The following is a 25525-nucleotide window of genomic DNA, read 5'->3' as shown; positions in this document are numbered from 1 at the left end:
GCTTTCTTCTCGCTGACCCGGCGGCTTGTCAGTCGTTGTTCCCGGTCAGTGGAGGCGCATTATAGGGAGTTCTCGGCGAGCCGCAACCCCTATTTTCAATATTTTTTCCGACCGTTGAATGTTTAACCAAAACACCGTTAAAGCGGCAGTTTTTTCAACGATTTAAAACCATAGCCCTGCAAAACGGGCAATAAAGCGTCAGTATCTTCATTTAACGCCATGCAATACGCCAGATTCTCTTCCTGGCTCGAGACCAGGCTTTCCTGCGTAGAGATGAGCCAGGCGGTGCGGCGGGCAATCGCCGCGCCGGAATCCACCAATCGGGTGCCTTCCGGCAACACCTGCATCAGCTCTTCAGCTAACAGAGGAAAATGGGTGCAGCCCAGCACGACCGTATCCGGCGGCTCGCGCATGCTCAGCCACGGATGCAGGATCTTCTTCAGCACCGGCAGCGGCACGGCTTCGCCATGCAGCTTGGCTTCCGCCAGCTCCACCAGTTCAGAAGAGCCCAGCAGCTCAATCTTGCAATCGGTGGCGAACCGGGAAATCAGCTCATGGGTATAGCTGCGCTGTACGGTGCCGCGGGTCGCCAACAGGCCGACAATGCCGTTGACGGTAAGACGGGCCGCCGGTTTGATGGCGGGCACCACGCCCACGACCGGGAAACTGAAACGCTCGCGCAGGGCCGGCAAGGAGACCGTGCTGGCGGTGTTGCAGGCGATGACGACAATCGCCAGAGGATGACGCTGCTGCACCGCGCCGACAATCTCCAGCACGCGCCCAACGATAAACTCTTCGGACTTCTCGCCGTAGGGGAACGCCACGTTGTCGAACGCGTATATATAGTGGAGATCCGGCAGCAACTGCCGAATCTCCTGATACACCGACAGCCCGCCGACGCCGGAATCAAAAACCAGCACCGTCGGGCGAGGTGTGGCGGTGCTGTTAGAAGGTATAGCTTCCAGTGAGGTAGTATTCTCTTCCTGGAGTAGCGTAGCCATAGGCCGTCTCATAATCTTTATCAAACAGGTTGGCAATTCTACCACGAACTGTCAGATGAGATGTGACCGGATACGAAACTGCGAGATCCCACAGACTCACGCCGCCAAGTTTAACGCTTTGTTCCGGATAGGTACTGTAATCCTTGTCATAACGTTGACCCAGATATTGATAAGTCACCGCCCAGTCAAAGTCATACAGCTGCCAGTCCAGCTCATATTTCACCTGCTGCTTGGCGCGCCGCAGCAGCACTTCATTGGTCTTGGCGTTGCGAGGATCGACATAGTCATAACCAATCTGATGCGTCAATGGGCCGGTATCAAACGAGGCCGTAGCTTCAATCCCTTTGATGGTCGCCTTACCCACGTTGTAATAGACGTAGTTGGTTTCCCCCGTGGAATCGATCAAATTGTCGATGTCGTTGCGATAACCGGAGATGCGCCAGGTCACCGGGCCGGTCAGCCCTTCAAAGCCACCTTCCCAGTGCTTGCTTTCTTCCGGTTTCAGATCGGTGTTGTTACCGAAGTTGCCGTATAGCTGGCTCATATTCGGTGCTTTGAACGCCGTGCCATACGACGCGATAAAACGGTATCCCTCGACGAACTCCCAGGCCGCACTGGTTTGCCAGGTGCCATGCCAGCCAAACTCGGAATGATCGTCACCTCGAACCGCGCCTTCCAGCGTTACCGGGCCAACCAGTTGCTGCGCGGTCAGATAAATGCCTGCATCACGTTGGCTTTTTTCACCCTTCACGGTGGTGGAATCCGGTTTGATTTTCTGTTGCTGCCAGTCGACGCCAGAGCTTACGGTACCCTGTCCAACCTGCAGCGTATTGCCCCACTGCAGGTTGTACTGTTCGGAATCCACCAGGCTGGCCGAGCTGTCATGCATGCCGAGGCGAGGATCGTAATCGTAATCCTTGCTATGGCTGTAGCTGCCAATCACTTGTGTTGCGTAAATGCCTTCTTTATAGCGCAATCCGGTATCCCAGGTTTGGCTATACAGTTTGCGCGTATCCAGCAGAGAGCTGGTCGGTGAGGAATAATAACTATCATACGCCGTGCGGTTGTCGTAACCATACCCGCGCACAAAACCGCTGACCGATTCGCTGAACTGGTGCTCAAGCGCACCATACAGCAACTTACTCATAAAGCCATCGCGATCCTGTTGGCTTTGCATGCCGGTGCTGCCGTAGGCCACCACGTCATACCCTTTGGTGTAGGTGTAGTCACCCGCCACCGTCGCCACGGTGCTGTCGCCCAACTGCTGTTGAGTCGACGCGTCATAGGATTGGTAGCCGTTGGAGCCGACGCCGGCTGAGAGCGTAGTACCGTTCTTTTCGCGGGTAGTAATAATGTTGACCACGCCGCCGATGGCGTCGGAACCGTATACCGCCGAGCGCGGGCCGCGGATGTATTCGACTTTCTGCACCAACGAAATCGGGATTTGGCTAAGGTCAGAAGAGCCGCTGACGCCCGCCTGATTGAGGCGAATGCCGTCAATTAGCACCAGCACGTGGCTGGAGTTGGTGCCGCGAATAAACAGCGAGCTCTTTTGCCCCAACCCGCCGTTTTGGCCAACGTCCACGCCCGGCAAACGGCGCATCACGTCGGTCAGGCTCTTGGCCTGCCAGCGATCGATATCGTTACGGGTGACGATGGTGGTCGGCGCCAGCACGGAAGAAACCGGCTGCGGGAAGCGGTTGGCGGTCACCACCAGGTTATCGCCATTCGTGGCTGTAGTGTTGTCTTGCGCCCATCCAGAAAAAGCCGTGACGGAGGAGACCACCGCCAGCAGCGTATTTTTTGTAATTGTCATGAGAAAAGCATCCAAACTTAATTGGCGGATGCCGCAGGATCATGGCCGGTAGTTCGCGACGGCCACGGATATTGCGACGTAACACCGGCAGGTCTTCGGGCTTGGGATTTGCGGGCCGCGGGGCGCGACCGGCAACGGGCGATGACTTCCCATCCTGCAGTGGACAGTGTCTGCGTCAAAACGCTATCGCCGTGACTTCCCCTTACCGCTGCGCGTCAGCTCCGGATTCACACCGGATTCCCTTTTCACTCGCTGCTTGAGGCCGGACGGCAATGCTACGATCAATGCAAATAGATGTCTAGACTGCTACTAATGTTACAAATAATAAACGCGACAAAACTGGACTTCACGGGCTGATTCCCTACAATCCCCGCTGATCAAATTTGCCTGACGAGAAGAAACACATGACGCCCGAGAATTTGCCTATTGAACGTTACGATGACCAACTGGCGGAGAAAGTCGCCCGCCTGAAGACGTTGATGTCACCGTTCGCGGCGCCCGAGCCGGAAGTGTTCCGCTCGCCAGTCGACCACTACCGCATGCGCGCCGAATTCCGCATCTGGCACGACGCGGAAGACATGTATCACATCATGTTCGATCAGCAGACCAAGCAGCGTATTCGCGTCGATCAATTCCCGGCCGCCAGCGAACTGATCAACCGCCTGATGAGCGCCCTGATCGCCGCGCTGAAACCGGAGCCGATCCTGCGCCACAAGCTGTTCCAGATAGATTATCTGTCGACGAGAAGCGGCAAAATCATCGCTTCGCTGCTGTATCACCGCAAGCTGGATGACGCTTGGCAGCAGCGCGCCGAGCAACTGCGCGACGAGCTGCGCGCGCAGGGTTTTGACCTGCAGCTGATCGGCCGAGCGTCGAAGACCAAGATCATGCTCGACCAGGATTATGTTGACGAAGTGCTGCCGGTCGCCGGCCGCGATATGATCTACCGCCAGGTGGAAAACAGCTTTACTCAACCCAACGCGGCCATGAACGTGCAGATGCTGGAATGGGCGCTGGCGGTCACCGCCGGTTCCAAAGGCGATTTACTGGAGCTGTACTGCGGCAACGGCAACTTCTCGCTGGCGTTGGCGCGCAATTTCGAGCGCGTGCTGGCGACCGAGATCGCCAAGCCGTCGGTGGCGGCGGCGCAGTACAACATCGCCGCCAACCATATCGACAACGTGCAGATCATCCGCATGGCGGCGGAAGACTTCACCCAGGCGATGAACGGAGTACGCGAATTCAACCGGTTGAAAGGCATCGATCTGAGCGGCTACAACTGCGAGACGATTTTCGTCGATCCGCCGCGCAGCGGGCTGGACGCGGAAACGGTGAAGATGGTGCAGGCTTACCCGCGCATTCTGTATATTTCATGCAATCCGGAAACGCTGTGCGCCAACCTGGAAACGCTGCAGGCCACGCACCGGGTCAGCCGCCTGGCGCTGTTCGACCAGTTCCCGTATACCCACCACATGGAATGCGGCGTGTTGCTGGAAAAACACCGCTGATACGACAGGGGCGCCATGATGGCGCCCCGTTTCATTACGGCTCTTGAGTCGGCGCATCCAGCGCCTTGCGCGCCTTCAGCTTGACCCCGATCCACAGCACCAGCGCCACACAGATCACCGACGGCAGGAAGTTGGAGCCGATCTGCGGGTATTCGGCGCGCACGATGGCGCTGTACATCAGCAGCCCCAACAGGAAGCAGGCCGCCGCCAGCTTCGGCATGCCGTCCGGCATGGCGCGGTTCAGGTAACGCTGATGCAGACAGTACACCGCCAGCACCAACGCGATCAGCGGGAAGATCGAAAACGGCACCACCGAGCTGAACAGCGCGGCAAAGGAACCGTTGATCGAAAGGCCGGCAATCAACGCCAGCAGTAAGGTGCCATTTTCACGGCCTGGTTTTTCCATCATTTTTTACCTTTTTTATACGTGGGACACAGAAGCTTTTTCTTGTTCGCGACGATACCAGTAATACGCCCCTTTGGAGATCATCCGCAGCTGCAGCACCAGCCGTTCTTCCAGCTGCTGCCGCTGCTCGACGTCGATATCCAGCGCTTCCGCGCCGGCGCTGAACACGATGGTGACCATCGCTTCCGCCTGCGCTTCGGTAAAGCTGCGCGGCATGTGGTTTTCCAACTCGAGGTAGTCCGCCAGTTCGGCGATGAAATGCTGGATCTCGCGCGCCACCGCCGCACGAAATGCCGCCGACGTGCCGGAGCGCTCGCGCAGCAGCAGGCGGAAGGCGTTCGGGTTGTTGCCGATAAATTCCATAAAGGTGGACACCGAGGTGCGGATCACGCTGCCGCCCTTGGCGATGCGTTGGCGCGCCTGGCGCATCAACTGACGCAGCATCAGGCCGCTTTCGTCCACCATGGTCAGCCCCAGCTCGTCCACATCGCGGAAATGGCGATAAAACGACGTGGGCGCGATGCCCGCCTCGCGTGAAACTTCCCGCAGGCTCAGGCTGGCGAAGCTGCGTTCGGCGCTCAGCTGGCTGAATGCGGCTTCGATCAGGGAACGACGAGTCCGTTCTTTTTGTTGTGCTCTGACGCCCATATGCATATCCGGATAGGTTCCATTCTCTCAGTCTAACGCCCTAGACTCGGCAATATAGCAAATTTTATTGCAACAGCATTTATACTAACGCGCTCTATCACACTTCCGCCCTGAGCCGATTGTGCTTTGACTCAAAAAGCCTAATGGTGATTGGGTGAGCAGCGCTATGATGTTAAGATACCGTTGTAATCTTGTATAAAAAAACAGGTCTCTCCTACATGCAACAGCACTATCAATTTGATGCCATAGTGATTGGCTCGGGCCCTGGTGGTGAAGGTGCCGCCATGGGGCTGGTGAAACAGGGCGCCCGTGTGGCCGTTATCGAACGGTACAACAACGTAGGCGGCGGATGCACCCATTGGGGCACCATCCCTTCCAAAGCCCTCCGCCACGCCGTCAGCCGCATTATCGAATTCAACCAGAACCCGCTTTACAACAATTCGCGCACGCTTAGCGCGACCTTTCCTGACATTTTACGCCACGCCGATAACGTCATCAGCCAGCAGACCCGCATGCGCCAAGGGTTCTATGAGCGGAACCAGTGCAAGCTGTTCGCCGGCGACGCGCGCTTCATCGACGCCAACACCGTCAGCGTCAGCTACATGGACGGCACCCAGGACACCATCCGCGCCGACCACATCGTGATCGCCTGCGGCTCGCGCCCTTACCATCCGGCCAGCGTCGATTTCAATCACCCGCGCATCTACGACAGCGACTCCATTCTCGAGCTGAGCCATGAACCGCGCCACGTGATCATTTACGGCGCCGGGGTGATCGGCTGCGAATATGCGTCCATCTTCCGCGGCCTGAACGTCAAGGTGGATCTGATCAACACCCGCGATCGGCTGCTGGCGTTCCTCGATCAGGAGATGTCGGATTCGCTCTCTTACCACTTCTGGAACAACGGCGTGGTGATCCGCCACAACGAAGAATTCGAGAAGATCGAAGGCACCGAAGACGGCGTGATCGTGCACCTGAAGTCCGGCAAGAAGGTGAAAGCGGACTGCCTGCTGTACGCCAACGGCCGTACCGGCAACACCGATTCGTTGGGGTTGGAGAACGTTGGTCTGGAGTCGGACAGCCGCGGGCTGCTGAAAGTGAACAGCATGTATCAAACCGCGCTGTCGCACATTTATGCGGTCGGTGACGTGATCGGCTATCCGAGCCTGGCTTCCGCCGCCTACGATCAGGGCCGCATCGCCGCGCAAGCGATCGCCTCCGGCGAAGCCAGCGGTCACTTAATCGAAGATATCCCGACCGGCATCTACACCATTCCGGAAATCAGCTCCGTCGGCAAAACCGAGCAGGAACTGACCGCGATGAAGGTGCCGTATGAAGTGGGCCGCGCCCAGTTCAAGCATCTGGCGCGCGCGCAGATAGCCGGGATGAACGTCGGCAGCCTGAAAATCCTGTTCCATCGCGACACCCTGCAGATCCTTGGGATCCACTGCTTCGGCGAGCGTGCGGCGGAGATCATCCACATCGGCCAGGCGATCATGGAACAGAAAGGTGAAGGCAATACTATCGAGTATTTCGTTAATACGACCTTCAACTATCCGACCATGGCCGAAGCCTACCGGGTGGCGGCGCTTAACGGCTTAAACCGCCTGTTTTAACGCGCTGTCGATGTAGCCCTGCATGTGCTCGCGGATCGCTTCGGCCAACTGCTCATAACGGCTGCGCAGTGGGGAACCGGGGCGATACACCAACGCGATGGTGCGCTTCGGTTCCGGCTTGTAGCAATCCAGATAGCACACGCCGTCGCGTTCGCGCTGCGGCGGCACCGCCAGTGACGGCAGCAGGGTAATGCCGCTGCCGGCAGCGACCATATTGCGCAACGTTTCCAGACTGGTGGCGCGGAAGTGAGTATCTTCGTCCGCGCCCGCCTGGAAGCAGAAGCCCATCGCCTGATCGCGCAGGCAGTGGCCATCTTCCAGCATCAGCAGTTTCTCTCCCGCTAAATCCGGCATCGCCACGCGCTCGCGCTGCGCCCACGGGTGATCGGAGTACACCGCCAGCTTCATCGGTTCATCGAACAGAGGCACTTCGATAAACGCCTCGGTTTCCTTCACCAACGCCAGAATGGCGCAGTCCAGTTTGCCGCTGTCGAGTTGCGCCAGCAGTTGGTGGGTTTGCGCTTCGTGCAGGTACATTTCCAGTTTCGGGAAGGTTTTGTGCAGTGTCGGTATGATCTGCGGCAGCAGATAAGGCCCCACTGTCGGGATCAGGCCGATGTGCAGCGGCCCGGACATGGCTTCGCCCTGCTGGCTGGCCATCTCCTTCAACACTTTCACTTCGCGCAGCACGGTACGCGCCTGCTCCACCAGCAACAGACCCGCCTGGGTGAACAGCACCTTGCGGCTGGTGCGCTCGAGCAGCATGACGCCCAACTCGTCTTCCAGCTTGCGGATCTGCCCGCTCAGCGTGGGTTGGCTTACATGGCATGAATCGGCCGCGCGGCGGAAGTGCCGGTGCTCGGCCAAGGCGACCAGATACTCTAAATCACGAATATTCATTGTTTCCCTCCATTCCATGATAGCTCATGGCGATAGATAAGATAGCAATGAGCGATTAGATCTATCAAGCCCCAGCGACAATAATGTGTCCCAACGAAGCGATATCGCGCTAAATGCTAAAAATTACTTTTCCTAATTAAGGGGTTAATCAATGTTTACCAATCAAGAAGGCAAGAAAGTTCCTCAGGTTACTTTCCACACCCGTCAGGGCGACCAATGGATTGATGTGACCACTGATGACCTGTTCAAAAACAAAACCGTCATTGTTTTCTCGCTGCCGGGCGCGTTCACGCCGACCTGTTCTTCGAGCCACCTGCCGCGCTACAACGAACTGTCCAGCGTATTCAAGCAGCACGGCGTCGACAGCATTCTTTGCGTCTCGGTGAACGACACCTTCGTCATGAACGCCTGGAAAGCCGATCAGCATGCGGAAAACATCACCTTCGTGCCGGACGGCAACGGTGAATTCACCAAAGGCATGAACATGCTGGTCGAGAAAGCGGATCTGGGCTTTGGCCCTCGCTCTTGGCGCTACTCGATGCTGGTACGCAACGGCGTGGTCGAGAAAATGTTTGTCGAGCCGAACAAGCCGGGCGACCCGTTTGAAGTGTCCGACGCCGATACTATGCTGAAATACCTGGCGCCGGAATTCAAAGTGCAGGAATCGGTCTCCCTGTTCACCAAACCGGGCTGCCCATTCTGCGCCAAAGCCAAGCAGATGCTGCAAGAGCGCGGCATTCAGTATGAAGAGATCGTGCTGGGCAAAGACGCCACCACCGTCAGCCTGCGCGCCGTCAGCGGCCGCGCTACGGTGCCGCAGGTATTCATCGGCGGCCGTCACATCGGCGGCAGCGACGATCTGGAAACATTCCTGTCAGCTTAATAAGTAATAACAAAGCCAACGTGAACTTTGGCGGGCTACGGCCCGCCCTTTTTTTACCTTTCAGGAGCGGATATGAAACTGTTGAACGTTGATGTCGCGGTCATCGGCGGCGGCACCGCAGGGCTCGGCGCCTACCGAGCGGCCAAACTGTCTACCCCCAGCGTGGTGATGATCGAAGGTGGGCCTTATGGCACCACCTGTGCGCGCGTTGGCTGCATGCCATCCAAATTATTGATCGCCGCCGCCGAAGCGGTGCATCAAATCGAACGTGCGCCGGGCTTTGGCGTGCACCCAACCGGCAAAACGCGTATCGACGGACGCGAGGTGATGGCGCGCGTCAAACGCGAACGCGATCGTTTCGTCGGCTTCGTGCTGGAAGGCGTGGACGAGATCCCGGCCGCCGACAAAATTCAGGGCTATGCCCGCTTTATCGACGACAACACGCTGCAGGTCGATGACCATACGCGCATTGTGGCGCAGCGCATCGTGATCGCCACCGGCTCTCGCCCCAGCTGGCCGGCGCCGTGGAATGAACTGGGCGATCGCCTGATCGTCAACGACGATCTGTTCAACTGGGATGACTTGCCGCAGTCCGTGGCGGTATTCGGCCCCGGCGTGATCGGGCTGGAGCTGGGGCAAGCGCTGCACCGCCTCGGCGTCGACACCAAAGTCTTCGGCATCGGCGGCGCCGTCGGGCCGCTCACCGACAGCGCCGTGCGCGATTACGCTGCGAAGGCGCTGGGGGAAGAGTTCTACCTCGACGCCGACGTGAAAGTGGAGATGATGCAGCGCGAAGGCGACCGCGTATTTATCCGCTATCAGGATCTGCAGGGCCAGTCGCAGGAGATCCTGGTGGACTACGTGCTGGCCGCCACCGGCCGCCGCCCCAACGTCGATCGGCTTGGCCTCGAAAATACCGGCCTGCAGCTCGACGCTCGAGGCGTGCCGCTGGCCGACCGCCTGACGATGCAAACCAGCGTGCCGCATATCTTTATCGCCGGCGACGCCAGCAACCAGCTGCCGCTGTTGCATGAGGCCAGCGATCAGGCGCGCATCGCCGGCGCCAACGCCGGCAGCTTCCCGGAGATCAATCCGGGTCTGCGCCGCAGCGCGATTTCGGTGGTGTTCTCCGATCCGCAGATCGCCATGGTCGGCTCGACCTTCCGCGAGCTGAGCGAGAAGTTCAGCGCCTGCGGCTGTTTTGAAGTGGGCAAGGTCTCGTTTGAGAATCAGGGCCGCTCGCGGGTGATGCTGCGCAACAAGGGCGTTCTGCACGTTTACGGCGAACAGGGCACCGGCCGTTTCCTCGGTGCGGAAATGATCGGCCCGGACGCCGAACACATTGCGCATCTGTTGGCCTGGGCGCACCAGCAGCAGATGACCGTCGATCAGATGCTGGACATGCCGTTCTATCATCCAGTGATCGAAGAAGGCTTGCGCACCGCGCTGCGCGACCTGCAGGCGAAGCTCAAACTCGGCGCGGCCGAAATCGAGCGCTGCCAGCGCTGCCCGGGCGAATAACCCCTCATTCTCCATTCATACCCACCGGGCCTTCAGGCCCGGTTTTTTTGCGCAGCACTTTCCACATTTGCCTCCCTCCTCTTGCCTCACGCCCCTCCTGCACGCATTTTTTATGCTTTGGCATTGAAGTGATATCAATAATGACACTGAAATGGAGGGCAGAACCAGAATGGAGGAAGAGCATGGAAAAGCATGAACACTATACCTATCGCATCACCTGGTCAGCGGAAGATCGTGAATATGTCGGGCTGTGCGCCGAATTCCCCTCTCTGTCCTGGCTGGCCGCCACGCGTACTGGCGCACTGGAGGGCATCGAAAGAGTGGTGAGCGAAACGATCGCCGATATGCTGGCGCAAGGCGAAACGCCGCCGCAGGCGCTGGCGGAAAAGAACTTCAGCGGCAAACTGGTACTGCGCATGACGCCGGAACAGCATCGCCAGCTGGCGATTGGCGCGATGGAGGAAGGCGTGAGCCTGAACCGTTATCTGTGCGCCCGCCTGGCGGGGTAGAGGTTCAAGGGCGGCGCTAGGCCGCCCTTGTCGTCGTCAAGCCAAACGCTGTTTCGCTGCGGCGATTGCCGCGGCGACCTGCTGCGGCGCAACGCCGCCTTTGGCCGCACGTTTGTCCAGGCAGGATTGCAACGCCAGGATCGGGTAGACATCGTCAGCGATCGTCGCGCTGAACTGCTGCAAATCCGCCAGCGGCAGCGCTTCCAGCGGTTTGCCCTGGCGAATCGCTTCTACCACTGCCTCACCGACGATATGGTGCGCTTCGCGGAACGGCACGCCCTTGGCGACCAGGTAGTCCGCCAGCTCGGTGGCGTTGGCATAGCCCTGCTCCGCCGCTTCCTGGCAGCGCGGGCGCTTCACCTGAATGCCGTCCAGCACCAGCGCCGCCATCTGCAGGCAGTCCATCCAGGTGTCGAGCGCGTCGAACAACCCTTCTTTGTCTTCCTGCATGTCTTTGTTGTACGCCAGCGGCAGGCCTTTCAGCGTCATCATCATGCCGGTCAGCGCGCCCTGTACGCGGCCGCACTTGCCGCGGATCAGCTCCAGCGCGTCCGGGTTTTTCTTCTGCGGCATCAACGAAGAGCCGGAGGTCACGCGGTCGGACAGCTCGACAAACGCCGCCTCGCCGCTGTTGAAAAAGATCAGATCTTCGGCGAAGCGCGACAGGTGCACCATGCTGATGGCGGCGTTGGACAGCAGTTCCAACACGTGATCGCGATCGGATACGCTGTCCAGGCTGTTGCGGGTCGCCGAGGCGAAGCCCAGCCAGCCGGCCAGTTGCTCGCGATCGATAGGATAAGCAGTGCCGGCCAGCGCGCCGCTGCCCAGCGGGCTGACGTCCAGCCGTTTCAGGGTGTCCTGCAGACGGCTTTCATCGCGCGCCAGCATCTCGACATAGGCCAGGCACCAGTGCGCGAAAGTCACCGGCTGCGCGCGTTGCAGGTGGGTATACCCCGGCATCACCGCATCCTGGTTGGCTTCGGCGGTCTCCACCAGCGCCTGCTGCAGCTGGACGATCGCTTGATGCAGATCGCCGATCTGCTGTTTGCACCACAGCTTCAGATCGGTCGCGACCTGATCGTTGCGGCTGCGGCCGGTGTGCAGCTTCTTGCCCAAATCGCCGACCTTCTCGATCAGCTTCTGCTCCACCCAGCTGTGGATGTCTTCGGCATCGCTTTGCACGATCGCCAAAGGATCGGCCTGGACTTCCGTCAGCAAGGCATTCAGCGCCTGCTCCAGCTGCTGTTGCTCCGTTGCCGTCAACACGTTAACGGTCACCAGCGCCTTCGACCAGGCCACCGAGCCCACGATATCTTGCTCCGCCAGGCGATAATCGAACCGCAGCGAATCGTTGAGTTGTTTGAACCGCTGATCCGCCGCCTGAGTGAACCGTCCGCCCCAAAGTGCCATACCTTTACTCCTGAATTTTTATGCGAAAGGGCGCAGCATGCTGCGCCCTTGCAGAGTCACGCCAATCGGTTATTTATTCTTTTTCTCGTTCAACGCGCGGATGCGTGAAGACAGAGAGAACAGGCGGATAAAGCCGCCCGCGTGGCTGTGATCGTAAACTTCGTCTTCGCCGAAGGTGGCGAACTCTTCGGAGTACAGGCTGTTGGCGGATTTTTTCTGGATCGCCGTCACCTGGCCTTTGTACAGCTGCAGCACCACTTCGCCGTTCACCTCTTCAGCCAATGCTTCGGCAGAGGCCTGCAGCGAGCGGCGCAGCGGCGCGAACCAACGGCCGTCGTACACCACATAGGACATCTCCAGGCCCAGCTGCTCGCGCCATTTGAAGCTGTCGCGGTCCAGCACCAGCTGCTCGACGGCGCGCAGCGCCGCCACCATGATGGTGCCCCCCGGGGTCTCATAGCAGCCGCGGGATTTGATGCCCACCAGACGGTTTTCCACGATGTCGATACGGCCGACGCCGTGCTTGGCGCCCAGCGCGTTCAGGGTTTCCAGGCACTGGTACGGCGACAGCGCTTTACCGTTAACCGCCACGACGCGGCCTTTCTCGACGGTAACGGTCACCTGCTCAGGCTGGTCCGGCGCTTCCTGCGGATCGACGGTCCATACCCAGCAATCCTTATTTGGCGCGTTCCACGGGCTTTCCAGCACGCCGCCTTCGGTGGAGATGTGCCAGGCGTTCTCATCGCGGCTGTAGATTTTCTCCAGCGATGCGGTGGTCGGGATATTGCGCTCTTTCAGGTAATCCAGCAGCGCTTCACGGGAACGCAGGTTCCACTCGCGCCACGGCGCTACCACTTTCAGCTGCGGCGCCAGCGCGGTGTAAGTGGTTTCGAAACGCACCTGATCGTTGCCTTTGCCGGTTGCGCCGTGGCACAGCGCGTCCGCGCCCACTTTCAACGCCAACTCGACCTGCGCCTTGGCAATGATCGGCCGCGCCATTGAGGTGCCCAGCAGGTAGCTGCCTTCGTACAGGGCGCCGGTCTGCAGCACCGGATAAACGTAATCGCGGATAAATTCTTCACGCAGATCGACCACGTGACATTCAGAGGCACCGGACTGCAGGGCTTTTTGCTCCACGCCTTCCAGATCGCTGCGCTCCTGGCCGATGTCCGCCACGAACGCCACCACTTCACAGCCGCCGTAGTTCTCTTTCAGCCATGGAATGATGGCCGAGGTATCCAAGCCGCCGGAGTACGCCAGAACGATTTTTTTGATGCCTTGGTTTTGCATGATCTATTCCTTTCTAATTCTAAAATTAAGCGAGGATCCGGGTGCCAATCGACACGCCGTTAAACAAAGCAGGAAGCTGATCGGCATGGCGCCAGCTGGCGATATCCACCGGGCGGCCGAGGGTGCGGGCGGCGTCGAGCGCCGCATTCACCTTCACCACCATACCATCGGTGATGATGCCTTGCGCGATCAGTTGTTCCGCTTTTTGCGCCGTCATTTCCGCAATGCGTTGGCCCTTGCCGTCGAGGATGCCGCTGACGTCCGACAGCAGGATCAGATCCGCCCCCAGCGTCGCCGCCAGAGCCGTCGCCGCCTGATCGGCGTTCACGTTCATTAACTGCCCTTCGGCGGTGATGCCGATGGAGCTGATAACCGGCAGGTAGCCGGCGCCCAGCAGGGTATTGAGCAGCGCGGGCGAGCCGGGCTGCGCGTTGCCGACGTGGCCCAATGCCGGATCGAGCTGGGTCACGACTGCGCTGCCGCCGTCCGCCAGGCTCAGGCCAACGGCGTTGATTTGGTGTTTAATCGCCCACGCCAGCAGCGTTTTGTTGGCGGTGCCGGCCAGCGCGCCGGTGATGATGTCGATCTGATCGGCCGGCGTGACGCGCAGGCCGTTCTTTTTCACCACCGGTAAAGCGAGCTGCTTCATCAGCTCGTCCACCACGCAGCCGCCGCCGTGCACGATCACCAGCGGACGCTGATGCTGCTGCCGGTAGCTGTCCAACGCGGTAAACAGACGCTCCAGCGCTTCTTCACTGTCTAATAACACGCCACCTAACTTGATAATTAACGGGTTCATTGCTGTTTACTCACGCTGGTTTAAAGGAGTGATTGGGTTTCCGGGAAGCCGAAACGGATATTCAGGCATTGCACCGCCTGCGCCGCCGCGCCTTTCAGCAGGTTATCTTCCGCCGCCACGGCGATCAGATGCTCGCCCTGCACCGCAAAACCGATGTCGCAGAACGGCAGCCCCACCACCGCTTTCAGCGCCGGCACGCCCTGGTCGTACAGCCGCACCAGCGGCTTGTCGTCATAGGCGGCATGATAGGCGGCCGCGACGTCCTGCGTGGTCACCCCGGCTTTCAGACGGCAGGTGATGGTTTCAAGGATGCCGCGCGGGAAATTGCCCAGGTGCGGCGTAAAGATGACCGGCACGCCAAGGTGCGCGGCGATCTCCGGCTGGTGCCGGTGAGTGAAAATACCGTACGGCTGCAGGCTCACTTCGCAGAAACTGGTGGTCATGCTGGCCTTGCGCCCGGCGCCGCTGACGCCGCTGGTGGCGTTGATCACCGGCCACTGATCCAGATTCAGCAGCTGTTTTTCGATCAACGGTTTCAGCGCCAGCTGCGCCGCCGTCGGGTAACAGCCCGGCACCGCGATCAGCTGTGCCTGTTTAATCTTGTCACTCTGCCACTCCGCCAGGCCGTACACAGCCTGCTCCAGCAGGGCGCCATGCTGATGTTCGAAACCGTAGTACTGGCTATAAAAACCGGCGTCCTGCACGCGAAAGGCGCCGGACAGATCGAACACCACGCAGCCCGCCGCCAGGAAGGCCGGTGCGATATCGTGGCTGACTTCATGGGCGGTGGCGAGGAACACCACGTCGATGCCCTGCGCCGCCTTGGCAACGTCGGTCAACGGCTGCAGCGGCAGATCGACGATGCCTTTCAACTGGGGATGGAGATCGGAAAGCAACTTTCCTGCATCTGCACTTTGCGCTGAAACCGCTAAAGCGGTTATGTTCATGTGTGGGTGGCGATTCAGGTAAGCCGTGAGCTCCGCTCCGGCGTAACCGCTGGCACCAACGATCAGCGTATTCAACATGTGGCCTTTCACCTTCTAAACTGACGTGCGGTCGCTTGCGACCCAGGTAACAGGGCTAGCCAGCGTTGTTGCGCCGTTCACCCACGGAGCCAGGCGTTGATGCTTTTATAAACATCCGGGCATCGGGTTCCCTTACGCTTCGGCTTACTGTATTTTTATTCAAAATAAATGCATGAATATTGATACTATCCTAACCAAAGGCTGTCAACAGTGAAGATGAAATTACCTCCATTTATTGAGCTGTACCGGGCGTTGATCGCCACTCCGTCAATCAGCGCCACCGATGCCGGCCTCGATCAGAGCAATGAGGCGTTAATCAACTTGCTGGCCGGATGGTTTGCCGACCTGGGCTTCCGCGTCGACGTGCAGCCGGTGCCGGAGTCGCGCCACAAATTCAACCTGCTGGCCAGCATCGGCGAAGGCAGCGGCGGCCTGCTGCTGGCCGGCCACACCGATACGGTGCCTTACGACGAAGGCCGCTGGACGCGCGATCCCTTCACCCTGACCGAGCACGACAACAAGCTCTACGGGCTGGGCACCGCCGACATGAAAGGCTTCTTCGCCTTTATTCTGGATGCGGTGCGCGATATCGACGCGAGCAAGCTGACCAAGCCGCTGTACATTTTAGCCACCGCAGATGAAGAAACGACGATGGCCGGCGCGCGTTATTTCGCCGCCTCCACCGCCATTCGGCCGGATTTCGCCATCATCGGCGAGCCGACCTCGCTGCAGCCGGTGCGCGCGCACAAGGGCCACATGGCCAACGCCATTCGCATCGTCGGCCAGTCCGGCCACTCCAGCGATCCGGCGCGCGGCGTCAACGCCATCGATCTGATGCACGAGTCCATCGGCCGCCTGATGGAGCTGCGCAAGACCCTGCAGGAGCGCTACAACAACCCGGCGTTCGCCGTGCCTTATCCCACCATGAACTTCGGCCATATCAGCGGCGGTGACGCGGCCAACCGCATCTGCGCCTGCTGCGAACTGCACCTGGATATCCGCCCGCTGCCCGGCATGACGCTCGACAACATCAACGAACTGATGCATCAGGCGCTGGAGCCGGTAAGCCAACGCTGGCCGGGCCGCCTGACCATCGAAGAGCTGCACGCGTCGGTGCCGGGCTACGAATGCCCGACCGACCACCGCATGGTGGCGGTGATCGAGGAGCTGCTGGGCACCCGCACGCAGGTGGTCAACTACTGCACCGAAGCGCCGTTCGTGCAACAGGTATGCCCGACCCTGGTGCTCGGCCCCGGCTCCATCGATCAGGCCCACCAGCCGGACGAGTACATCGACACCGCGTTTATCGAACCGACGCGCAAACTGTTGGGTCAGCTGGTCAATCACTTTTGCCGGCAATAAACCCGACATTTAACAGGGGAAATGCTTTATGCTTCCCCTAACTCAAAATAAGTAGAAAACGGCGAAATAAGCCGTGCTGATAACCGACGCGCCGTAATTAAATTTCAGAAAATGCGCCGATTTTGATGTTTTTTTGCTAAAAATAGTGTCAATTGACGATTGGACAGGAACGCGATGTGATCAGGCAGGCGGTCTGCGCCTGACGCGTGAAATTTATTTACAAGATAAAAATCATACAGAACTGGGTCAGGGGTTATATGAACGAACAATATTCGGCAATGCGCAGTAATGTCAGTATGCTCGGCAAATTGCTCGGCGATACCATCAAAGAAGCGCTGGGTGAGCATATTCTCGATCGCGTTGAGACCATCCGTAAGCTTTCCAAATCCTCACGCGCCGGCAACGAAGCGCATCGCCAGGAGCTGCTCTCCACCCTGCAGAACCTGTCCAACGACGAGCTGCTGCCGGTGGCGCGCGCCTTCAGCCAGTTCCTCAACCTGACCAACGTCGCCGAGCAGTACCACAGCATTTCGCCCAACGGCGAGGCCGCCAGCAACCCGGAAGCGCTGGCTCAACTGTTCAGCCGTCTCAAAGACAAAAAGCTCAGCGACAAAGAGCTGCAGCACGCGGTATCGCAACTCTCCATCGAGCTGGTGCTGACGGCGCACCCGACGGAGATCACCCGTCGCACCCTGATCCACAAGCTGGTGGAGGTCAACACCTGCCTCAGCCAGCTCGATCACAACGATCTGGCCGACTACGAGCGCAACAAGATCATGCGCCGCCTGCGCCAGCTGGTGGCCCAGTCGTGGCACACCGATGAAATTCGCAAACACCGCCCTTCCCCGATCGACGAAGCCAAATGGGGCTTTGCGGTGGTGGAAAACAGCCTGTGGGAAGGCGTGCCGGCGTTCCTGCGCGAATTCAACGAACAGCTGGAAAACTCCATCGATTACAGCCTGCCGGTGGAAGCGGTGCCGGTGCGCTTCACCTCCTGGATGGGCGGCGACCGCGACGGCAACCCGAACGTGACCGCCGAAATTACCCGCCATGTGCTGCTGCTCAGCCGCTGGAAAGCCTGCGACCTGTTCACCCGCGACATCCAGGTGCTGGTCTCTGAGCTGTCGATGACCGAATGTACCCCGGAGCTGCGCGCCCGCGCCGGCGGCGATGAGGTGCAGGAACCGTACCGCGAAATCATGAAGCAGCTGCGCAGCCAGCTGATGAGTTCCCAGGCCTATCTGGAAGGCCGCCTGAAGGGCGAGCGCGTGCTGAAACCGCACGACCTGCTGGTGAACAACGAGCAGCTGTGGGAGCCGCTGTATGCCTGCTACCAGTCGCTGCAGGCCTGCGGCATGGGCATCATCGCCAATGGTCAACTGCTGGATACCCTGCGCCGCGTGCGCTGCTTCGGCGTGCCGTTGGTGCGCATCGACGTGCGTCAGGAGAGCACCCGCCATACCGAAGCCATCGCCGAGCTGACCCGCTATCTGGGGCTGGGCGACTATGAAAGCTGGTCGGAAGCCGATAAACAGGCGTTCCTGATCCGCGAACTGAACTCCAAACGCCCGCTGGTGCCGCTGAAGTGGCAACCGAGCGCCGACACCCAGGAAGTGCTGGAAACCTGCCGGGTGATCGCCGAAGCGCCGCAGGGCTCGATCGCCGCCTACGTGATTTCGATGGCGCGCACGCCTTCCGACGTGCTGGCGGTGCACCTGCTGCTGAAAGAGGCCGGCTGCCCGTTCGCTCTGCCGGTCGCCCCGCTGTTCGAAACCCTCGACGACCTGAACAACGCCGACGACGTAATGACCCAGTTGCTGAATATCGATTGGTATCGCGGCTTCATCCAGGGCAAACAGATGGTGATGATCGGCTATTCCGACTCGGCGAAAGACGCCGGCGTGATGGCCGCTTCCTGGGCGCAGTACCGCGCGCAGGACGCGCTGATCAAAACCTGTGAAAAGGCCGGCGTGGCGCTGACGCTGTTCCACGGCCGCGGCGGCTCCATCGGCCGCGGCGGCGCACCGGCGCATGCGGCGCTGCTGTCGCAGCCGCCGGGCAGCCTGAAGGGCGGCCTGCGCGTCACCGAACAGGGTGAGATGATCCGCTTCAAGTTCGGCCTGCCGGAAGTCACCATCAGCAGCCTGGCGCTGTATGCCGGCGCGATCCTCGAGGCCAACCTGCTGCCGCCGCCGGAACCGAAGAAAGAATGGCGGGCGTTGATGGACGACCTGTCCGACACCTCCTGCCGGATGTACCGCGGCTACGTGCGTGAAAACCCGGACTTCGTGCCTTACTTCCGCGCGGCCACGCCGGAGCTGGAGCTGGGCAAACTGCCGCTGGGCTCGCGCCCCGCCAAGCGCAAGCCGAACGGCGGCGTAGAGAGCCTGCGCGCCATTCCGTGGATCTTCGCCTGGACGCAGAACCGCCTGATGCTGCCGGCCTGGCTCGGCGCCGGCGCCGGATTGCAGGAAGCGGTGAAGGCCGGCAAACAGGCGGAGCTGGAGGCGATGTGTCGCGATTGGCCGTTCTTCTCCACCCGCATCGCCATGCTGGAAATGGTGTTCGCCAAAGCCGACCTGTGGCTGGCGGAATACTACGATCAGCGCCTGGTGGATAAATCGCTGTGGCCGCTGGGCCAACAGCTGCGCGATCAGCTGGAAAGCGACATCAAGGTAGTGCTGACCATCGCCAACGATGCGCACCTGATGGAAGACCTGCCGTGGATCGCCGAATCCATCGCGCTGCGCAACGTCTATACCGACCCGCTGAACGTCTTGCAGGCCGAGCTGCTGCACCGTTCGCGTCAGCAGGAGCAGCCGGACGCCCGCGTGGAGCAGGCGCTGATGGTCACCATCGCCGGCGTCGCCGCCGGGATGCGCAACACCGGCTAGTGAGCCTCATCGCGGCCCCGTTTATCGGGGCCGTTTTTTATGCCTTCCCCCACAAAAAAAGGGCGCCGCGGTAAAGCGACGCCCTTTTCAATGGAGCAAGCCCGTCAGGCGGCGGCCACCGGGCGCACGCCCAGCGTGTGGCAGATGGCGTAGCTCATCTCGGCGCGGTTCAGGGTATAGAAGTGGAAATCTTTCACCCCTTCGCGGCTGAGGATCTTCACCATGTCCATGGCGATGTTGGCGCCGACCATTTTGCGGGTCTCCGCATCGTCGTCCAGCCCTTCGAACATGCTGGTCATCCAGCTCGGCACCCGCACGTTGGTCATGGTGGCGAAGCGCTGCAGCTGCTTGAAGTTGGACACCGGCAAAATGCCCGGCACGATTTCCACGTCGATACCGGCGGCGACGCAGCGGTCGCGAAAGCGCAGGTAGCTCTCAACGTCGAAGAAGAACTGGGTAATCGCGCGACTGGCGCCGGCATCGATCTTGCGTTTCAGGTTAATCAAATCGGCCTGGGCGCTCTTCGCCTCCGGGTGCACTTCCGGGTAAGCGGCGACGGAAATATCGAAGTCGCCCACGTCTTTCAGCAGCGCCACCAGATCGGTCGCGTACATGTCCGGCTTGCCGCCGCCCGGCGGCAGATCGCCGCGCAGCGCCACGATATGGCGGATGCCGCTGTTCCAGTAATCGGTCGCGATGTCGCGCAGCTGCGCCGGGCTGGCATCGATGCAGGTCAGGTGCGGTGCCGCCTCCAGGCCGGTGCGTTCCTTGATCCCTTTGATGATGCTGTGGGTGCGATCGCGCTCGCCGGAGTTGGCGCCGTAGGTGACGGAAACGAATTTAGGCTTGAGGATGCTCAGACGATCTATCGACTGCCACAGGGTCTCTTCCATCTCGCTGGTGCGTGGCGGGAAGAACTCGAATGATACGTTAATCTGGCCGTTCAACTCCGCCAGACTCTGATTCAGCGCTTCCCGCTGGTTTGCGTGGAAAAAACTCATACCCTGCTCACCTCTTATCGATCACTGTTTTTATTTCATCTTGATGAGCGTCTATACGTTTAGACGTCTAGATAGAAAATGCCGCATGTTGGCTAAAGAGTCAACAGGAAAATGAGGGGAATAAGATGATTAATCCTCACCCGCTCAACGAGGGAATTTCATGATCGCGACAAGGGTAAGTATGGCAGGAAAAGCAAAAGGGCGCGGTGAACCCGCGCCCGCAGAGGATTAAAGCAGCTGCGCCAATCGGTTAAGGTCTGACTGGATCGCGCCGGCGGTGACGTCGCGGCCGGCGCCCGGCCCGCGGATCACCAGCGGATTATCGCGATACCAGCGGCTTTCGATGGCGAACACGTTGTCGCACGGCAGCAGCGAGGCCAGAGGATGCTCAGGGCGCACCGCCTCCACGCCGACCCGCGCCTTGCCGTTGGCGTCGAAACGCGCCACGTGGCGCAGCACCAGGCCCATTTCGCTGGCGGCCTCAAAGCGCTGCTGCATCTGCTGGTTCAGCGCCTCACCGTTCTCGAAGAACTGATCGACAGAGCCCAGCTCGCAGCCCGCCGGCACCAGCGACTCGACCCGCACCTGGTTCGGTTCGATGTCGTAGCCCGCTTCGCGCGCCAGGATCACCAGCTTGCGCATCACGTCCTGGCCGGAGAGATCGACCCGCGGATCCGGTTCGGTCAGCCCCTGCTGCCAGGCCTGATCCACCAGCTCGGTGAACGGCACCGTGCCGTCATACTGCAGGAACAGCCAGGAGAGCGTGCCGGAGAAGATGCCGCTGATCGCCAGAATGCTGTCGCCGCTGTCGCGCAGATCGCGCACCGTGTGGTTGACCGGCAGGCCGGCACCGACGGTGGCGTTATACAGCCAGTGGCGGCCGGTTTTGGCGAAGGCGTCGCGAATTTGGCGATAGCTGTCGCTGCACGAGGCCCCCGCCAACTTGTTGGCGCTGATCACGTGGAAACCGTAGCTGGCGAAATCCAGATACTGCCCGGCCAGCTCTTCGCTGGCGGTCACGTCAAGCACCACCAGATCGTCGAACGGGTGCGCGCGCATCCACAGGAACAGCGATTCTTCATCCAGCTCCTGCGCTTCGTCCTCAAAGAATGCCAGCGCGCGGCTGGCGTCCAGCCCGTCATAGTTCAGCAGGCTGCGGCGGCTGTCCACCACCCCCGCCAGGATAAATTCGAAGCCGCTGCGCGCGGAGATATTGGTCTGCTCACGGGCGAACAGCTCCAGCCAGCGCGAGCCGATATTGCCCTTGCCGAACAGCACCAGACCGATGCGCTTCTCGGCGCGGAACAGGCTTTGGTGCAGCCCCTGGATCAGCAGCGCGGTCGGCCCCTGGCGCAATACCGCCACCAGGCTGATGCCATCTTCCGCCTGCCAGATGAACTCGACCGGCTGATCTTTCAACTGCTGATAGAAACGGTGGCTGTGCAGCGGGTTCTTGCACACCCCGGCGCCGACCATCGCCACCAGCGCCAACCCTTCACGCAGGCGCAGCTCGCCTGGCAGCGCCGCGGCCTGCAGCGTCGCCAGCGCGCTGTTGACCACCTCGGAGGTGTAACACAGCTGCACCAGGTTGCGGTCAGGGTGGATGCCCACCGCCAGCGGTTTTATCTGCGCGCGCTTGAGCACCAGATCCAACTCTTTCTGCGCCAGTTTGAAGTCATGTTGAGCGGCGACGTGCAGTTCAATCAGGCACACATCGTCGTGGCTGGTGACAATCTTGGCGCCGGTGCCGGAAGCCAATACGCGCTCGATGCGCGTCGAGCCCTGCTCCGGCTGATAGCTGCAGCGCAGCTGAAGATCGATATCGCTGCCGGAGACCGGCTGCAGGGTACGGGTGTGCAATACCGGCGCCGCCAGGCGCGCCAGCTCGCTGGCTTCGTCCAGACGCAGCAGCGGCAGCAAGCAGGCGTCTTTCACCTTGCGCGGATCGGCGCTGTATACCCCGGCCACGTCGCTCCAGATGGTGACGCGCGCAGCGCCGGCCAACGCGCCGACCTGAGTGGCGGAGTAGTCGCTGCCGTTACGCCCCAACAACACGGTTTCCCCAGCGTCGTTGCGCGAAATGAAGCCGGTCACCACCAGGCGTTTGCCCGGATGTTGAGCCATCAATTGCTGCAGCAGCGGGTAAGAACGGCCTTCATCCACCTGCGGCTGCGCGGCGCGCTCGGCGCGCAGGAAATCACGCGCGTCCAGCCAGGCCGCCTGCATATCCAGCTGATTAAGCACCGCCGCCATCAGGCGCGCCGACCAGATCTCGCCGTGCCCGACCACTTCGGCATAGCATACCTCGTCGACGTTGCCGTCCAGCAACCCCGCCAGACGTTCCAGATCCTGAATGAACTCGGCGATCAGCGGCTCGGCGCTTTCCGGCGGCAACAGGCCGCTGATAAGATCGCTGTGATAGCGACGCAACGTCTGCTGCACCTGGTGCGCAGACAGGCGATCGCTCTGGCTGAGCTTCAGCCAGTTGATCAACTGGTTGGTGGTACTGCCGGCGGCCGATACCACCATCATGTCGCCCGGCTGGCTGTATTCCGCCATAATCCCGGCCACACGCAGATAACACTTCACATCCGCCAGACTGCTGCCGCCAAACTTGTGCAGTTGACGCCCGCTCACCGGCCCTGCTACAGCAATTGCATTCATGCTTACCTCGTTGCCGCCGCCTGGAAAGCGCGTTCCAGATCGGCAATCAAATCTTCACTGTCTTCAATACCCACGGAAATGCGCAGCAGGCTCTCGGAGATGCCGGCCGCTGCCCGCGCCTCCGCCGCCATGCCGGCGTGAGTCATGGTCGCTGCATGCGAGATCAGGCTTTCTACGCCGCCCAACGATTCTGCCAGAGTAAACAGCTCAAGGGCAGAGAGAAAACGGCGCAGCACCGCTTCATCGCCGTCCAGTTCAAAACTCAGCATCGCGCCGAAACCGCGCTGCTGACGACGGGCGATCTCATGCCCCGGATTCTCCGGCAGGGAGGGATGATACAGCTTTTTCACCAGCGGTTGCTGCTGTAAATAGTCAACAATCGCTTCAGCGTTTTGTTGCGCCGCCTTGATGCGCGGCGACAGCGTGCGCATGCCGCGCAGCAACAGATAACTGTCGAACGCGCCGCCGGTCACGCCAATGTTGTTCGCCCACCAGGCCAGCTCGACCGCCAGCTCGGGATCTTTGGCAATCACCGCCCCGGCCACCACGTCCGAATGCCCGTTCAGGTATTTGGTGCAAGAATGGACCACCAGATCGGCACCGAGTTCGATCGGCTGTTGCAGGGCCGGGCTGAGGAAGGTGTTGTCCACCACCGTCAACGCGCCCGCCGCATGCGCGGCAGCGCAGATCGCCGCGATGTCCACCACCCGCAGCAGCGGATTGCTGGGGCTTTCTATCAGCACCAGCTTCGGCTTCTGCGCCAGCGCCTGCTGCAGGGCTTCTTCATTACCCTGATCGACGAACAGCACGCGATAGGCGCCGCGCTTGCTCAGGCTGTCGAACAGCCGATAGCTGCCGCCGTAGCAGTCGTGCGGCGCCACCAGCAGATCGCCGGGCTTCAACAACACGGTGGTCACCAGATGGATCGCCGACATCCCGCTGCCGGTCATCACCGCGCCGGCGCCGCCTTCCAGCTCCGCCAACGCGCGCTGCACTACGTCGCGCGTCGGGTTGCCGCGTCGCGAGTAGTCATGGGCTCGGGGTTGGTTGAAGTCGGTAAAGTTATAGGTGCTGGACAAATGAATCGGCGGGACAACGCAGCCGTACTGTTCGTCGTCGTTCAGGCCGCTGCGTACGGCAATCGTGGCTGGTTTACGCGTCATGGGCTCGCTCGGCTCTCGGTTCGGTGGATGAGGCCTAAAGAGTAATCGCAGGATTGATAGACGTCAATACATCTGGACATCTAAACTTCTTTGCGTATAGATTGAGCAATGACACAATACCCGCTAAAATTATGCCGATATGACATGACGATAAGATGTTAAGCGGCAATGCCTGGCCGAAGCGGGGCATTCAGTGACCCTGGTCGCGTAAAATTGACATTTATTTAGTGAGAACAGTGAAGATCGGGCATAATTGGCCGGTTTTTAGAATTTTGTAATTTTTCTGACAAAGTTAAGGTGTCCCATGGCTGAGTGGAACGGCGAGTATGTCAGCCCTTACGCTGAACACGGTAAAAAAAGCGAGCAAGTCAAAAAGATCACGGTATCCATTCCGCTGAAGGTCCTGAAAATCCTTACCGACGAACGGACCCGTCGCCAGGTGAACAACCTGCGCCACGCCACCAACAGCGAACTGCTGTGCGAAGCGTTTCTGCATGCCTTTACCGGCCAGCCGCTGCCGAACGATGAAGACCTGCGCAAAGAGCGCAGCGATGAAATCCCGGAAGCCGCAAAAGCGTTGATGCGCGAACTGGGTGTCGATCCCGATACCTGGGAATATTAAGAACCGCCCGGCGAACGTCGGCGGCAGAAAAGAAAAAAGGCGCCCAGGGCGCCTTTTTCATCGGTCGATAAGAAATCTTATTTCTTAGCGCCTGGTACGCTGAAACGCTTGTTGAAGCGGTCAACGCGGCCACCGGTAGCAACGTCACGCTGCTTGCCAGTGTAGAACGGGTGGCATGCGCCACAAACGTCCAGGTTCAGATCGTGGCCCACGGTGGAGCGGATCTTCATCACGTTACCGCAAGAGCAGTTAGCAGTAACTTCTTCGTATTTTGGGTGGATACCTTGTTTCATGGGAAACCTCAGTTAAGGCCGTGTCGCTATCCAGCCCTGTTTCGCCAGACACCACACGTGGTTGATAATAGAATTTTGGTATCGAATTATACCAAAGGCGGCAAATTATACAGCATTAGCCGGGGCGCGCAATCGGAACCGTACATTTGCCGATGCGCCGTGTAAACTGATGCCCACTTTTTTTCAATTTGGAT

Annotated in this window: 21 protein-coding genes and 1 riboswitch; of the genes, 8 read left to right on the top strand and 13 right to left on the bottom strand. The window is 60.0% G+C overall.

What is annotated here, in order from left to right; translation table 11 throughout:
• Positions 1–137: 137 nt before the first annotated feature.
• Both murI and btuB read right to left on the bottom strand, forming a co-directional pair.
• Positions 138–1001 carry a glutamate racemase gene (gene murI, locus AC2CGI_RS22730; protein ID WP_015379399.1) on the bottom strand — a complete coding sequence of 288 codons (864 nt, stop codon included), beginning with the start codon at positions 999–1001 and terminating at the stop codon, positions 138–140.
• Positions 946–2817 carry a TonB-dependent vitamin B12 receptor BtuB gene (btuB, locus tag AC2CGI_RS22725; protein WP_076740169.1) on the bottom strand — a complete coding sequence of 624 codons (1872 nt, stop codon included), beginning with the start codon at positions 2815–2817 and terminating at the stop codon, positions 946–948. The genes murI and btuB overlap by 56 nt, the downstream gene beginning before the upstream one ends.
• Positions 2818–2886: 69 nt before the next feature.
• A riboswitch (cobalamin riboswitch) is annotated at positions 2887–3099 on the bottom strand.
• Positions 3100–3221: 122 nt separating this feature from the next.
• Here btuB and trmA point away from each other — a divergent pair.
• Positions 3222–4325, top strand: a complete 1104-nt coding sequence (gene trmA / locus AC2CGI_RS22720; protein WP_075684465.1) for a tRNA (uridine(54)-C5)-methyltransferase TrmA — start codon at positions 3222–3224, stop codon at positions 4323–4325.
• Positions 4326–4359: 34 nt separating this feature from the next.
• Here trmA and AC2CGI_RS22715 read toward each other — a convergent pair whose 3' ends face one another.
• Both AC2CGI_RS22715 and fabR read right to left on the bottom strand, forming a co-directional pair.
• On the bottom strand, positions 4360–4731 hold the full coding sequence (locus AC2CGI_RS22715; protein ID WP_004931042.1) for a YijD family membrane protein: 372 nt from the start codon (positions 4729–4731) through the stop codon (positions 4360–4362).
• A 15-nt stretch (positions 4732–4746) separates the two neighbouring features.
• Positions 4747–5379: an HTH-type transcriptional repressor FabR gene (gene fabR, locus AC2CGI_RS22710; RefSeq protein WP_004931044.1), complete on the bottom strand. Its 633-nt coding sequence runs from the start codon at positions 5377–5379 to the stop codon at positions 4747–4749.
• A gap of 218 nt (positions 5380–5597) precedes the next feature.
• On the opposite strand from fabR, the gene sthA reads away from it, so the two are divergent.
• Positions 5598–6995, top strand: a complete 1398-nt coding sequence (gene sthA, locus AC2CGI_RS22705) for a Si-specific NAD(P)(+) transhydrogenase (protein ID WP_004931047.1) — start codon at positions 5598–5600, stop codon at positions 6993–6995.
• On the opposite strand, the gene oxyR is transcribed toward sthA, so the two are convergent.
• On the bottom strand, positions 6978–7895 hold the full coding sequence (gene oxyR, locus AC2CGI_RS22700) for a DNA-binding transcriptional regulator OxyR (RefSeq protein ID WP_015379402.1): 918 nt from the start codon (positions 7893–7895) through the stop codon (positions 6978–6980). The two genes, sthA and oxyR, sit on opposite strands and share 18 nt — an antisense overlap.
• A gap of 151 nt (positions 7896–8046) precedes the next feature.
• Between oxyR and AC2CGI_RS22695 the strand changes: the two genes are divergently transcribed.
• The 3 genes from AC2CGI_RS22695 to AC2CGI_RS22685 all read left to right on the top strand — a co-directional run bounded on the left by AC2CGI_RS22695 (position 8047) and on the right by AC2CGI_RS22685 (position 10808).
• Positions 8047–8778 carry a glutathione peroxidase gene (locus AC2CGI_RS22695; protein WP_484593973.1) on the top strand — a complete coding sequence of 244 codons (732 nt, stop codon included), beginning with the start codon at positions 8047–8049 and terminating at the stop codon, positions 8776–8778.
• A 72-nt stretch (positions 8779–8850) separates the two neighbouring features.
• A complete protein-coding gene (locus AC2CGI_RS22690) occupies positions 8851–10299 on the top strand; it encodes a dihydrolipoyl dehydrogenase (protein ID WP_021504448.1) in 1449 nt (482 codons plus the stop codon).
• Between the two features lie 182 nt (positions 10300–10481).
• A complete protein-coding gene (locus tag AC2CGI_RS22685) occupies positions 10482–10808 on the top strand; it encodes a type II toxin-antitoxin system HicB family antitoxin (RefSeq protein ID WP_021504449.1) in 327 nt (108 codons plus the stop codon).
• Between the two features lie 36 nt (positions 10809–10844).
• Here AC2CGI_RS22685 and argH read toward each other — a convergent pair whose 3' ends face one another.
• The 4 genes from argH to argC form a co-directional block, all read right to left on the bottom strand.
• Complete coding sequence (gene argH, locus AC2CGI_RS22680) at positions 10845–12218, bottom strand: argininosuccinate lyase (protein ID WP_015379406.1); 1374 nt, start codon at positions 12216–12218, stop codon at positions 10845–10847.
• 69 nt (positions 12219–12287) lie between these two features.
• A complete protein-coding gene (locus tag AC2CGI_RS22675) occupies positions 12288–13508 on the bottom strand; it encodes an argininosuccinate synthase (RefSeq protein WP_033649897.1) in 1221 nt (406 codons plus the stop codon).
• A gap of 25 nt (positions 13509–13533) precedes the next feature.
• Positions 13534–14307 (bottom strand): acetylglutamate kinase, encoded by a 774-nt coding sequence (gene argB / locus AC2CGI_RS22670; RefSeq protein ID WP_015379408.1) that lies wholly within the window; start codon positions 14305–14307, stop codon positions 13534–13536.
• 20 nt (positions 14308–14327) lie between these two features.
• Positions 14328–15332, bottom strand: a complete 1005-nt coding sequence (argC, locus tag AC2CGI_RS22665; protein ID WP_076740168.1) for an N-acetyl-gamma-glutamyl-phosphate reductase — start codon at positions 15330–15332, stop codon at positions 14328–14330.
• A gap of 216 nt (positions 15333–15548) precedes the next feature.
• Here argC and argE point away from each other — a divergent pair, with 216 nt between their 5' ends.
• Together argE and ppc are read left to right on the top strand one after the other, a co-directional pair.
• A complete protein-coding gene (argE, locus tag AC2CGI_RS22660) occupies positions 15549–16694 on the top strand; it encodes an acetylornithine deacetylase (RefSeq protein ID WP_015379410.1) in 1146 nt (381 codons plus the stop codon).
• Between the two features lie 257 nt (positions 16695–16951).
• Positions 16952–19588, top strand: a complete 2637-nt coding sequence (gene ppc / locus AC2CGI_RS22655) for a phosphoenolpyruvate carboxylase (protein ID WP_015379411.1) — start codon at positions 16952–16954, stop codon at positions 19586–19588.
• Positions 19589–19692: 104 nt separating this feature from the next.
• On the opposite strand, the gene metF is transcribed toward ppc, so the two are convergent.
• The 3 genes from metF to metB all read right to left on the bottom strand — a co-directional run bounded on the left by metF (position 19693) and on the right by metB (position 24416).
• Positions 19693–20589, bottom strand: a complete 897-nt coding sequence (gene metF, locus AC2CGI_RS22650) for a methylenetetrahydrofolate reductase (protein WP_004931071.1) — start codon at positions 20587–20589, stop codon at positions 19693–19695.
• Positions 20590–20817: 228 nt separating this feature from the next.
• Positions 20818–23253, bottom strand: coding sequence for a bifunctional aspartate kinase/homoserine dehydrogenase II (locus AC2CGI_RS22645; RefSeq protein WP_015379412.1), 2436 nt, complete (start codon positions 23251–23253; stop codon positions 20818–20820).
• A 2-nt stretch (positions 23254–23255) separates the two neighbouring features.
• Positions 23256–24416, bottom strand: a complete 1161-nt coding sequence (gene metB / locus AC2CGI_RS22640) for a cystathionine gamma-synthase (protein ID WP_015379413.1) — start codon at positions 24414–24416, stop codon at positions 23256–23258.
• Between the two features lie 304 nt (positions 24417–24720).
• Here metB and metJ point away from each other — a divergent pair, with 304 nt between their 5' ends.
• A complete protein-coding gene (metJ, locus tag AC2CGI_RS22635; protein WP_004931076.1) occupies positions 24721–25038 on the top strand; it encodes a met regulon transcriptional regulator MetJ in 318 nt (105 codons plus the stop codon).
• Positions 25039–25115: 77 nt separating this feature from the next.
• On the opposite strand, the gene rpmE is transcribed toward metJ, so the two are convergent.
• Positions 25116–25331: a 50S ribosomal protein L31 gene (gene rpmE, locus AC2CGI_RS22630; RefSeq protein ID WP_004931078.1), complete on the bottom strand. Its 216-nt coding sequence runs from the start codon at positions 25329–25331 to the stop codon at positions 25116–25118.
• Positions 25332–25525: the final 194 nt, after the last annotated feature.

It is taken from the genome of Serratia sp. LSHTC3, from assembly GCF_057197125.1.
The sequence above is the reverse complement of the archived record's forward strand: the minus strand, read 5'-3'. Positions and strand labels throughout refer to the sequence as shown.

Coding starts and splice junctions, on each gene's coding strand:
- murI (WP_015379399.1), bottom strand. CDS start 1,001: ATGGCTACGCTACTCCAGGAAGAGAATACTACCTCACTGGAAGCTATA.
- btuB (WP_076740169.1), bottom strand. CDS start 2,817: ATGACAATTACAAAAAATACGCTGCTGGCGGTGGTCTCCTCCGTCACG.
- trmA (WP_075684465.1), top strand. CDS start 3,222: ATGACGCCCGAGAATTTGCCTATTGAACGTTACGATGACCAACTGGCG.
- AC2CGI_RS22715 (WP_004931042.1), bottom strand. CDS start 4,731: ATGGAAAAACCAGGCCGTGAAAATGGCACCTTACTGCTGGCGTTGATT.
- fabR (WP_004931044.1), bottom strand. CDS start 5,379: ATGGGCGTCAGAGCACAACAAAAAGAACGGACTCGTCGTTCCCTGATC.
- sthA (WP_004931047.1), top strand. CDS start 5,598: ATGCAACAGCACTATCAATTTGATGCCATAGTGATTGGCTCGGGCCCT.
- oxyR (WP_015379402.1), bottom strand. CDS start 7,895: ATGAATATTCGTGATTTAGAGTATCTGGTCGCCTTGGCCGAGCACCGG.
- AC2CGI_RS22695 (WP_484593973.1), top strand. CDS start 8,047: ATGTTTACCAATCAAGAAGGCAAGAAAGTTCCTCAGGTTACTTTCCAC.
- AC2CGI_RS22690 (WP_021504448.1), top strand. CDS start 8,851: ATGAAACTGTTGAACGTTGATGTCGCGGTCATCGGCGGCGGCACCGCA.
- AC2CGI_RS22685 (WP_021504449.1), top strand. CDS start 10,482: ATGGAAAAGCATGAACACTATACCTATCGCATCACCTGGTCAGCGGAA.
- argH (WP_015379406.1), bottom strand. CDS start 12,218: ATGGCACTTTGGGGCGGACGGTTCACTCAGGCGGCGGATCAGCGGTTC.
- AC2CGI_RS22675 (WP_033649897.1), bottom strand. CDS start 13,508: ATGCAAAACCAAGGCATCAAAAAAATCGTTCTGGCGTACTCCGGCGGC.
- argB (WP_015379408.1), bottom strand. CDS start 14,307: ATGAACCCGTTAATTATCAAGTTAGGTGGCGTGTTATTAGACAGTGAA.
- argC (WP_076740168.1), bottom strand. CDS start 15,332: ATGTTGAATACGCTGATCGTTGGTGCCAGCGGTTACGCCGGAGCGGAG.
- argE (WP_015379410.1), top strand. CDS start 15,549: ATGAAATTACCTCCATTTATTGAGCTGTACCGGGCGTTGATCGCCACT.
- ppc (WP_015379411.1), top strand. CDS start 16,952: ATGAACGAACAATATTCGGCAATGCGCAGTAATGTCAGTATGCTCGGC.
- metF (WP_004931071.1), bottom strand. CDS start 20,589: ATGAGTTTTTTCCACGCAAACCAGCGGGAAGCGCTGAATCAGAGTCTG.
- AC2CGI_RS22645 (WP_015379412.1), bottom strand. CDS start 23,253: ATGAATGCAATTGCTGTAGCAGGGCCGGTGAGCGGGCGTCAACTGCAC.
- metB (WP_015379413.1), bottom strand. CDS start 24,416: ATGACGCGTAAACCAGCCACGATTGCCGTACGCAGCGGCCTGAACGAC.
- metJ (WP_004931076.1), top strand. CDS start 24,721: ATGGCTGAGTGGAACGGCGAGTATGTCAGCCCTTACGCTGAACACGGT.
- rpmE (WP_004931078.1), bottom strand. CDS start 25,331: ATGAAACAAGGTATCCACCCAAAATACGAAGAAGTTACTGCTAACTGC.